Below are 9924 nucleotides of genomic sequence, written 5' to 3' on the forward strand. Positions count from 1 at the left end.
TGTTCATGAGTTCGGTCATGATCCGGATGAAGAACTCCGGGAGCTTGGGCTCGGCGTCCTCGGGAGCCAGGTCGACCACCTCGATCGGCCGCCCGGTCACCGCTGCGATCACCTCGATGTGCTCCTGCTGCGTCAGGGCCTGCGGCCCGGTCAGCCAGTACCCCTTCCCCTCGTGCCCGGCACCGGTCAGCGCGCAGACCGCCGCGTCGGCGATGTCGCGTTCGTGGATCGACGCGGTGGGGGCTTGCAGGAAGGGAATCCGCAGTACTTCCCCGGACCGGATCGCCGGCGCCAGGTGAAGCTGTTTCGTGGCGAAGGTGGTGGGACGCAGGAACGTCCAGGCGATCCCGGATTCCCGGAGCGCTTCCTCCACCGCGGAGTGCATCACCGCGCTGCGGCTGTGCCGGGTGGCGGGATCGACCACGGCGGCCGAGGACAGCAGCACGATGTGCTCCACCCCGGCAGCCCGCGCCGCACCGGCGAAATCGGCGACACGGTCCGCATGGGCGTACAGGAAGACCTTCTTGACGCCGTCGAGCGCCGCCGGCCAGGTCTCCGGCTCGTCCAGGTCGAGGCGGACCATCTCGACGCCATCCGGCGACTCGCCGGTGCGCGGCGTCCGGCTGGTCCCGCGGACCGGGACTCCGGCAGACAACAGCCCGGCCACCACATGGCTGCCGACATCGCCGTACGCACCAGTGACAAGAACGGACAAGACTCCTCCAGAGGATCGGCGGGTCGACGTTCGAACGAACGGCCATACAGTACTGAGAACCTGACGGAGAGCCACGGTACGCGGCTTTCGCCCGGCCGCGCAGACCCTCTGGGACGTCAACGGCGCATCACCGCCGCGTAGATGACGCACGGAGGAAGGCCGCCGGGCTCGATAAGCGCGGGCCCGCGGGCGGATCCGCGGCACCGAGCGCTCCTCACCGTCCTCACCGCAGACGCGGTGTCTGCTGCGCGGTGACGGCCGCGAGCCGCCGACGAAGGAGCGCCACGACCTGCTCGTTTTGGTCGGCCAGGTAGAAATGACCGCCGGGCAGTGTCACGACGTCGGTCGGCCCGGTCGTGTGCCCGGCCCAGGCGTGCGCCTCCTCCGGGCTCACCAGTGCGTCGCGGTCGCCGGTGAGTACGGTGACCGGGCAGTCCAGGACGGCGGACGGATCATGCCGGTAGGTCTCCACCGCACGGTAGTCGTTGCGGATGAGGGGGAGGGCCATCGCCCGGATCTCCGGGTCGTCGAGTGCCGTCGAACCGGGACCGCCGAGCCGGCGCAGGTGGGCGAGGACGTCACCGTCCGAGGACAGGTGGAACCGGTCGTCCCGGTACCGGGACGGCGCCCGGCGCCCGGAGACGAACAGGCGGGACGGTGCGGGCAGCCCGTCGGCGGCCAGCCGCAGGGCGACCTCGTACGCCAGCAGCGCCCCCATGCTGTGTCCGAACAGGGCGAGGGGCCGGTCGTCCACGAGCCGCACCGCGTCGGTGATCCGGTCGGCCAGTTCCGGGAGGTTGTCGATGCTCGGCTCGTGATGGCGGTCCTGCCGGCCCGGGTACTGCACGGCCAGTACGTCGACCTCGGGGGCCAGCGCTCGCGCGAGCGGGAAGAAGAAACTGGCCGATCCGCCCGCGTGCGGCAGGCAGACCAGGAGGGACATCGCGTCCCCGGCCGGGCTGAAGCGGCGCAGCCAGGCCCTCAGGTGCGCCGATGACTCCGGCATCGCGGGTGCCTCCCTAGCTTTGGTGTGTGGGATCGGGGCCGCACAGCTCCAGCAGCGCCCGGGCGGCCAGGCGGTAGCCGAACGCGCCGAGACCCACGACGACCCCGCTGGCCAGCGGGGCCAGGACCGATTCGTGGCGGAAGCGCTCACGGGCCCAGACGTTGCTCAGGTGCACCTCGATCCACGGCGCGGGATAGGCGGCGAGCGCGTCGCGCAGGCTCCACCCGGCCATCATGAGCGCGCCGGGGTTGACGATCGCGCCGATGGTCGACCTGCGGTGCGCGTGCACCGCCTGGACCAGGCCTCCTTCGTGGTCGTCCTGGATCGCGACGACCTGCCAGCCGGCCTCGGCCACCTCGTCGGCGACGGATTTCGCGATGTCGTCGACGGTGTCGTAGCCGTAGATCTCCGGTTCGCGGTCTCCGAGTATTCCGAGGTTGGGCCCGTTGAGCAGGAGCACGGTGGTCACAGGGGGCAGTCTCCTTCGGCCTTCGGCGTATCGGCGTATCGGTGTTCGGTGTTCGGGGTGCGCGGTCGGGCGGAGGAGCCGGTCAGCAGACCGGTCCGCCGGCGACATGGATGATCTGGCCGGACACGAACGAGGCATGGTCGCTGGCCAGGAAGGCCACGACGTCGGCGATGTCCTCCGGCCGGCCGACCCGGCGCAGCGGGATCGTCGCCGCGGCCTGCGCCTGGTGTTCCTCGGCCGTCCGGCCGGCCTGCGCCGCCAGGGCCGCGGTCATCTCGGTGGCCACGTAGCCGGGCGCCACGGCGTTGACTGTGACGTTCAGCGGACCGAGTTCCAGGGCCAGCGTCTTGGTCAGGCCCTCGATTCCGGCTTTCGCCGCCGAATAGTTGGCCTGGCCGGGGTTGCCGACCGCAGCGATGCTCGACAGGTTCACCACGCGGCCCCAGCCGAGCTTGGCCATGTGCTCGGCGACCGCGTGCGTCATCAGGAATGTGCCGCGCAGGTTCACGTTGATGACCAGGTCCCAGTCGGCCGGTGAGAGGGAGAAGACCATGTTGTCCCGGGTGATGCCGGCGTTGTTGACCAGGATGCAGGGCGGCCCGAACCGGTCGACGACTTCGTCGACCGCCGTGCTGACCGCGTCGGCGTCGCTCACGTCGACCCCGATGGCCCCGGCGCGGCCGCCCGCCCGGACCAGGCCGGCGGCCGTGCTCTGCGCGGCCGTCACGTCCACGTCGAGGACGGCGACGTCGATGCCGTCCCCGACCAGCCTGCCGGCCACCGCGGCACCGATGCCCCGGGCCGATCCGGTGACGATGGCGACGCGGTTCACGCCGGCTCGGGCGTCAGCGTGACCGGCAGGGAGCTCATGCCGTGCAGGATGCTGGAGTAGATCCACCGCTCCGGCCCGGTCTGTTCCGCGCACGACACGAGCGTGCGCAACGAGTCGAGGATTTCCTCCACTTCGATGCGTGCCAGCGTGTGCCCCAGGCAGAGGTGCGAGCCGAAGGCGAAGGTCAGGTGCTTGTTCGGCCTGCGGTCGAGGAGGAAGCGGTCCGGGTCGGCGAAGACCTCGGGGTCCCGGTTGGCCGAGGAGATCCAGACGCTGACGATGTCGCCCTTCTTGACCGGCTGGCCGTTCACCGTGGTGTCCCCGGACGCCGTGCGTCCGCCGTGCAGGGACGGCACGGTCCAGCGCAGCACCTCGTTGGCGGCGGTGTCGAGGCCGACGGTGCCCTCCTTGAGCGCCCGCCACTGGTCCGGCCACTCGATCAGTGCCTGCAGACCGCCGGAGATGGCATGCCGTCCGGTCTCGTCGCCGCCGATCATCAGCCCGTAGCAGTTGGACATCAGGTCGGCGTCGCTCAACGGCCCGCCCCCGATGCGGCAGTTGGCCAGCAGGCTGACCACGTCGTCGGCGTCACTGCCGCGCCGGGTGTGCGCCAGGTCGGCGAAGTAGAGCAGGATCTCGCTCTTGGCCTGCCAGCTCTCCTGCGGCGGGGCGTCCGCGTAGTCGGAACTCCACGCGTGCGAGGTGAGCCCGAGCAGATAGCGGCGATCCGCCTCGGGCACGTCCATCAGGCCACAGATCGCACCCAGCGGGACGTTCGCGGACACGTCGTGGACGAAATCGCACTCGCCTTTGTCGATCGCCGCCCGGATCAGGTCGTCGATGGTCCGCCGGATCGCCGTGCGGATGGTCTTGAGCCGGCGAGGGGAGAACGCCGCGTTGAGCACGTTGCGCAGCTGGGTGTGCTTGTCGCCGTCGGTCACCGCGAGCATCGAGCCGGACGCCGAGTCGCCGCCGGCCAGCAGGGTCGCCAGCGCGTTGCCGCCTTCGGTGGTGAAGTGTTCCTTGTCCCGGTAGACCGCCATCGCGTCGGCGTAGCGGGTGAAGACCCAGAAGCCGGGACGGTCCCCCCGCGCCGGATGCCAGTAGTGGGACCGCTCCTGCCGGAGCCGGCGCCACACCTCGGAGAGTTCGTTCTCGGCGTGCAGCACCGGGTCGGCGAGGTCGAGCGAATCCAGGAGCTCAGGGCTGACTACGGGGCGGGTCATCGGCGGCCTTCCACGTGAGGCGTCTGGGCGGGCGGGGACGGCAGCGAGGTGGCCACCGCGGCGAGGGCACCGATCGTGGGGTTTCCCACGATCTCCTTGGGGGAGAGGGCCAGACCCGCTTCGCGGGCGCGCCGGATCAGCGAGATGGCCAGCATGCTGTCGCCGCCGAGCGCGAAGAAGTCGCTGTCGGCGCCGACGTCCGTGGCGCCCAGCAGCTCCCCGACGATGGCGGCCAGCGCGCGTTCCGCCGGCGTGCGCAGGGCCGGCCGCGCCGCCGCGGGCGGGGGACTGTCCCGCTCGGCGACCGCGGGCAGCGCGGCCAGGTCCAGCTTGCCGTTCGGCGTCATGGGCAGGGCACTGACGAGGACGTACCCCGTCGGCGTCATGTGCTCCGGCAGCCGGCGTGCCGCGTGCTCCCGGAGCCGCTCGGGGGTGGGTGCCTCCCCGTCGGCGGGCACGACCCAGGCGATCAGCCGGGCCCGGCCGCCACGGTCCTCGCGTACGCCGGCCACCGCACGGGCGACCGCGGGCAGTTCCTCCAGCACCGCCGCCACCTCGCGCGGCTCGATCCGAAAGCCCCGCAGTTTGATCTGGTCGTCGGCCCGGCCGTGGAAGTCCAGGTTGCCGTCGGCGCGCCAGGAGGCGATGTCGCCGGTGCGGTACATCCGGCTGCCGGGCGGGCCGAACGGGTCCGCCACGAAGCGTACGGCTGTCAGGGCGGGCTGGTTGAGGTAACCCCGGGCGACGCCGGGGCCCGCGATGTAGAGCTCGCCGCGGAATCCGGGTGGCACCGGCTGCAGCCCGGGGCCGAGCACGTAGGCGCGGGCACCGGCGACGGGCCGTCCGATCGGAGGCCGGCCGTCTGCCGTGAGCGGCCCGCTCTGAGTGGCGCAGACGGTGACCTCGGTGGGCCCGTAGGCGTTGACCATCCGGCGGCCCTGCGACCAGCGCGCGGCCAGCTCGGCCGGGCACTCCTCGCCCGCGCTGATCAGGCCGCGGAGCCCGGGCAGTGCGCCGGCGGCGCCGTCCATGCTGGACAGTGCCACCGGCGGCAGGATGGCGTGGGTGATCCGGCGCTCGGTCAGAACCGCCGTCAGCGGTTCTCCGGCGAGGGGGCCCTGCGGCGGCACGACCACCGTCGCCCCCGAGGTGAACGCGCCCAACAGCTCGGCGACGAACGCGTCGAAGCTCGGTGAGGCGAACTGCAGGACCCGGGCGGTGCTGTCCAGTCCCAGGCCCTCGCGTTTGGCCGCGGCCAGGTTCGCCAGCCCGGCGTGGGTGACCACGACGCCCTTCGGCCGGCCGGTCGTGCCGGAGGTGTAGATGACGTACGCCGGATCGGCCACGTCGGGCGCGACCCGGGGAAACCCGCCCGCCGGCTCGCCGGCCTCCGGCCCGTCCAGGTGGACGCGCGGCCAGGGACGGGTCGAGGGCATGTCGGCCGACGCCGTCGTGCAGACCGCCACCGGGTCGCAGTCCTCCAGCATCGCCGTGATCCGCTCTGGCGGGTATCCCGGGTCGATGGGGACGAACGCCGCGCCGGTCCGGACGGTCGCCAGGAGCGCGGTGATCAGGTCCAGGGACCGCGGCAGCAGGAGGGCCACCATCCGGCCCGGCGCCGCACCCGCCTGCGCGATGGCCGCCGCGAGCCGGCCGGCACGGCGGTCGAGTTCGGCGTACGAGGTGGTGACGCCGGCCTCTTCCACGGCCGGCCGTCCGGCGTGTGCGTCCGCAGCGTCCTGCCACAGCCGGCCCAGGGTCGCGGCGGGCTGCTCCTGCCGGGAGGAGTTCCATTCCTGCAGCACCTGGCGGCGGGTGGCCGGGTCGAGGAGGTCCAGCGAGGCGACCGGCTGGCCGGGCGCCTCGCGAAATGCCCCGAGCAGGCGCAGGACCATCTCGAGGAGGCGTCCGGCGCAGTCCGCGCCGATCCGCCGCGGGTCGGTGACCAGGGTCAGGACGAGATCGCCCGCGTCGTGGCCCACCCTGAGCTCGGCCGTGAGCGGCCGGGCCGGGCCGGGCGGCGGGTCCCCGACACGGGTGAAGGTGAGCGCGGTGTCGAACAACGTGTCTGCCGCGGCGTCGAGTTCGGCCCGCCCCCGCGGTCCCAGCCGGGCGTGCCCGGCCGAGGCGGCCACGGCCTCCTCGACCCGGTGGAGGACGGCGCCGATCTCCTCGCCCGGCGCGACGGCCACCAGCAGCGGCCGGGGCCCGGCCCCGAAGACGACCGGCGAGCCGGCGCCCAGCAGGTGCAGCAGGACCGCCCAGACTCCGAGCAGCGTGTTCTTTGCGGACGGGAAATCCGGGATCCGCCGCTGGAGTGCGGGTGCCCCCAACGTGTCGTCGCCCGGCCGGGCGAGCCTGTCCCGGAGCAGGGAATCACCGTCGACCCCCCCTAGCGACGCGTGCCAGAACCGCGCGCCCAGCGCCTGCTCGCGCAGCAGGTTCCGGTCCGGCTTCGCCGATCCCAGCAGCGGCAGTTCGGACCTGACCTCGATGTCCACCGGAGCATGGCGGTCACCGAGCGCGTCCGCCACGTACGCCCCCAGGTCGGCCGGCCGCGGCGTGCAGCCGGGCGCCGGCGTCACCACCGCGTGGACCAGCGCCAGGAAATCCTCGTCCTCGATCCCGAACACCGCGGCCTGGGCCACGTCGGCGTGTTCGAGGAGCACGCGCTCGATCGCCTCCGGGTGGATGCGGACACCGTGACCCTTCAGGACCCCGTCGAGGCGGCCCTCGAGGGTCAGGTATCCCGACTCGTCGAGCCGTCCGATGTCGCCGGTGCGCACCCACCCGTCGCGGACCGTCCGCGCGGTCTGCTCCGGGTCGTTCCAGTAGTGGCTCATCGCCCAGCGCCCGGACGAGCAGATCTCGCCGGAGACGCCCGGCGGGAGGAGCCGGTCGTGGTCTCGCGGATCACGGATGGTGATCCGGACGTTCGCCGGGGGCCGGCCGACCGTGCGCCGCAGGTCGGGGTCCAGATGATCCTGTGGGGTGAGCAGGCTGATCATGCCGGTCTCGCTCGTGCCGTAGACCTGGAACAGCACCGGGCCGAGCGATTTGGCGGCGGCCGCCAGCCGCTCCGGCGCGGCCGGGCTCCCGGTGTAGAACACCTCGCGCAGGCTGGAGCGGTCGTAGTCGTCGAACGCGTGATGCTCGGTGAGGGCGTAGACCTGCGCAGAGGCGAGGACGAGCCGGGTGACGCGGTGCCGTTCGACGGCTCGGAGCACCGCCTCGGCGTCGAACCCGTGGTGCAGCACGACACTGCCCCCGGCGATGATCGCGTCATCGGCCGAGAAACCGCTGGAGTGGGTCAGCGTCCCGGTGATCAGACAGACCGCCGGCTGGGCCCCGGCGGCCGCCGAGGCCATGTCGTCCTTCACGTCGAACGGCCAGCAGACGCCCTTGGGCCGTCCCGACGATCCGCTGGTGAACGTCACCACGGCGATCTCCGCCCGCTCGGCCGTCGCGTCGTCGAACGGCGACTCCAAGGGGCGGCTCATGTCCAGAACATCCGGTCCGTACGGACCCGGGGCGGCGAGGGCGAACGCCGATCCGGCCGCGGCACGCAGCTCGCGCGCACGGTCGAGGTTGTCCTGGTCCACCGCCAGCACGCTCGGCCGCAGCCCGGCGAGAATCTCCGCCTGGACGCGAGGACCCAACTCGTCCTGAGGGTCCGCGGCGTTCACCCCGCGAATGTGGACCGCCGTCGCGCCCAGGAGGTTCACCGCGTACCGGTACACCAGGGTGGACGGTGTGTTGGGACTGGTCAGCACGGCGACCGAGGTGCCCGGGCCGACACCGGCCGCGCGCATCCACCCGGCGGTCGTGCGGATCGCACGGGCGAGACGCTCGGCCGGGAAGGGGTCGTTTCCGAGCACGAAGGGAACGCCGGCAGGATGGGCGTCGAGCCGGCCGAGGATCCGGCGGATGTAGTGATCATGCCCCCGCAACGGTGATCTCCAATGCAGCTTGACGATCGGGCCGACGGACCGGCCGCGAGGCTGGACGTCGGCGCGAACCAGGGTGCCGTGACGGCGTGCGGGACCACGCTAGGTACAGGGGCGGCCGCCGCAGATCCCTCGCATTGACAGTGGTTGCCGCTGCCCGGTCCCCGCCCGCACTGTCCGGGTGGGTGATGGCCAAGCGCCCGGGCGCATCCGTAGGGTCGCCGGACATGGCCTCCCTGACTCCGCGCGCCGACGTTCTGGTGGTCGGCTGCGGCCCTAGCGGTGCCGTGCTGGCGAGCCTGCTGGCCCGCCGGAACCGCCGGGTGATCGTGCTCGAGCGGCATCGCGAGGTCTTCGGGCTGCCCCGGGCCACCAGCTTCGACGGGGAGACCGCCCGGCTGCTGGCGGCGGCGGGGATCGGCGCCGGCCTGCCCGGCATCTCGGTGCCCGCGACCGGCTACCAGTGGCACGGCGCGGACGGGCAGGTCCTCCTGGACATCGCCTTCAGCGACACCGGCCGGTACGGGTGGCCGGACGCCAACACGATGCACCAGCCCGCGCTGGAGCGGCTTCTGGGCGCCGCGGTGGCGGCCGAACCGACGGTTGAGGTGCGCCGTGGCCTGACCGTCGTAGGCGTCGACCAGACCGACGGCGACGTCACCGCGACCGCCGAGGACGAAACCGGCGCCACCCACACCTTCCGGGCCGGCTGGCTGGTCGGCTGCGACGGGGCGAACAGCGTCGTCCGCGAACTGGCCGCCGTGCCGATGACCGACCTGGGGTTCTCCTTCGAGTGGCTGCTGTGCGACGTCCTGCTGCACGAGACACGCGAGTTCGCCCCGACCAACCTGCAGCTGTGCGACCCGGCCCGGCCCACGACACTGGTGGGCAGCGGACCCGACCGGCGGCGCTGGGAGTTCATGTGCCTGCCGGGGGAGTCCGCCGCCGACATGGACAGCGCCGAGACGGCGTGGCGGCTTCTGGCACCGCACGGCGTCACGCCGCAGACGGCGAAACTGCTGCGCAGCGGGGTCTACCGGTCCCATGCCCGGTGGGCCCAGCAGTGGCGGCAGGGCCGGGTCCTCCTCGCCGGGGACGCGGCCCATCTGATGCCACCGTTCGCCGGCCAGGGCATGTGCTCGGGCATCCGCGACGCCAGCAACCTGGCATGGAAACTGGACCTGGTGCTCGGCGGCCGGGCCGACGAGCGGCTGCTCGACACCTACACGCTGGAGCGGCGCAGCCACACCAAGGCCGCCGTCCTCGCCTCCGTCAAGCTCGGCCGGGTCATCTGCGTGACCGACCCCGCCGCCGCGGCCGACCGCGACGCGGCGATCCTGGCCAACGGCGGCGGCCGCCGGACGCCACCGCCCGAGGCGACAGCGCTGGCCACCGGGCTGCTCCGACCCGGAGCCGGTGACGTGATCGGCACCGGCCGGTTCGACGACCTGATCCCGGCGGGCTTCCTGCTGATCACCACTGAGGAACCCGGCACCGTCAGCGAGACCCGGCGCACCCTGCTGTCCAGGCTCGGCGCCACCGTCGTCCACATCGGAGCCGACGAACAGACGGACAGCGGATACCTCGGCTACCTGCGGGACCGGGGCGCGGCCTCCGTTCTGGTCCGGCCGGACTACCACGTCTACGGCACCGCCCCCGCCGGCGCGATGACCGCGCTGCTGGAGGAACTGCTGGACCGGCTGGCGCCGCACCGCCCGTCAGACTGAGG

The 9924-nt window shown here is 72.8% G+C and carries 7 protein-coding genes; 1 reads left to right on the forward strand and 6 read right to left on the reverse strand.

Annotated elements, in window-relative coordinates; genetic code table 11:
* The 6 genes from Srubr_RS12190 to Srubr_RS12215 all read right to left on the reverse strand — a co-directional run.
* The coding region (locus tag Srubr_RS12190; RefSeq protein ID WP_203854979.1) for an SDR family oxidoreductase at window positions 1-715 on the reverse strand (715 nt) is incomplete at its 3' end.
* A 223-nt stretch (window positions 716-938) separates the two neighbouring features.
* Complete coding sequence (locus Srubr_RS12195) at window positions 939-1721, reverse strand: thioesterase II family protein (RefSeq protein ID WP_189999752.1); 783 nt, start codon at window positions 1719-1721, stop codon at window positions 939-941.
* Window positions 1722-1734: 13 nt separating this feature from the next.
* Window positions 1735-2190 (reverse strand): type II 3-dehydroquinate dehydratase, encoded by a 456-nt coding sequence (locus tag Srubr_RS12200; protein WP_189999751.1) that lies wholly within the window; start codon window positions 2188-2190, stop codon window positions 1735-1737.
* Between the two features lie 82 nt (window positions 2191-2272).
* Window positions 2273-3022, reverse strand: a complete 750-nt coding sequence (fabG, locus tag Srubr_RS12205; RefSeq protein WP_189999750.1) for a 3-oxoacyl-ACP reductase FabG — start codon at window positions 3020-3022, stop codon at window positions 2273-2275.
* On the reverse strand, window positions 3019-4248 hold the full coding sequence (locus tag Srubr_RS12210; RefSeq protein ID WP_189999749.1) for a cytochrome P450: 1230 nt from the start codon (window positions 4246-4248) through the stop codon (window positions 3019-3021). The genes fabG and Srubr_RS12210 overlap by 4 nt, the downstream gene beginning before the upstream one ends.
* Window positions 4245-8198, reverse strand: a complete 3954-nt coding sequence (locus Srubr_RS12215) for an amino acid adenylation domain-containing protein (protein ID WP_189999748.1) — start codon at window positions 8196-8198, stop codon at window positions 4245-4247. Before Srubr_RS12215 ends, Srubr_RS12210 begins: the two co-directional genes overlap by 4 nt.
* 224 nt (window positions 8199-8422) lie before the next feature.
* Between Srubr_RS12215 and mhpA the strand changes: the two genes are divergently transcribed.
* A complete protein-coding gene (gene mhpA / locus Srubr_RS12220) occupies window positions 8423-9922 on the forward strand; it encodes a bifunctional 3-(3-hydroxy-phenyl)propionate/3-hydroxycinnamic acid hydroxylase MhpA (RefSeq protein ID WP_189999747.1) in 1500 nt (499 codons plus the stop codon).
* Window positions 9923-9924 lie beyond the last annotated feature (2 nt).

Source organism: Streptomyces rubradiris (assembly GCF_016860525.1).
GTDB classification, from domain to species: domain Bacteria; phylum Actinomycetota; class Actinomycetes; order Streptomycetales; family Streptomycetaceae; genus Streptomyces; species Streptomyces rubradiris.

Bases quoted from the DNA above. Each gene is read 5' to 3' on its own strand.
- Srubr_RS12195 (WP_189999752.1), bottom strand. From the start codon at position 1,721: ATGCCGGAGTCATCGGCGCACCTGAGGGCCTGGCTGCGCCGCTTCAGC.
- Srubr_RS12210 (WP_189999749.1), bottom strand. From the start codon at position 4,248: ATGACCCGCCCCGTAGTCAGCCCTGAGCTCCTGGATTCGCTCGACCTC.
- mhpA (WP_189999747.1), top strand. From the start codon at position 8,423: ATGGCCTCCCTGACTCCGCGCGCCGACGTTCTGGTGGTCGGCTGCGGC.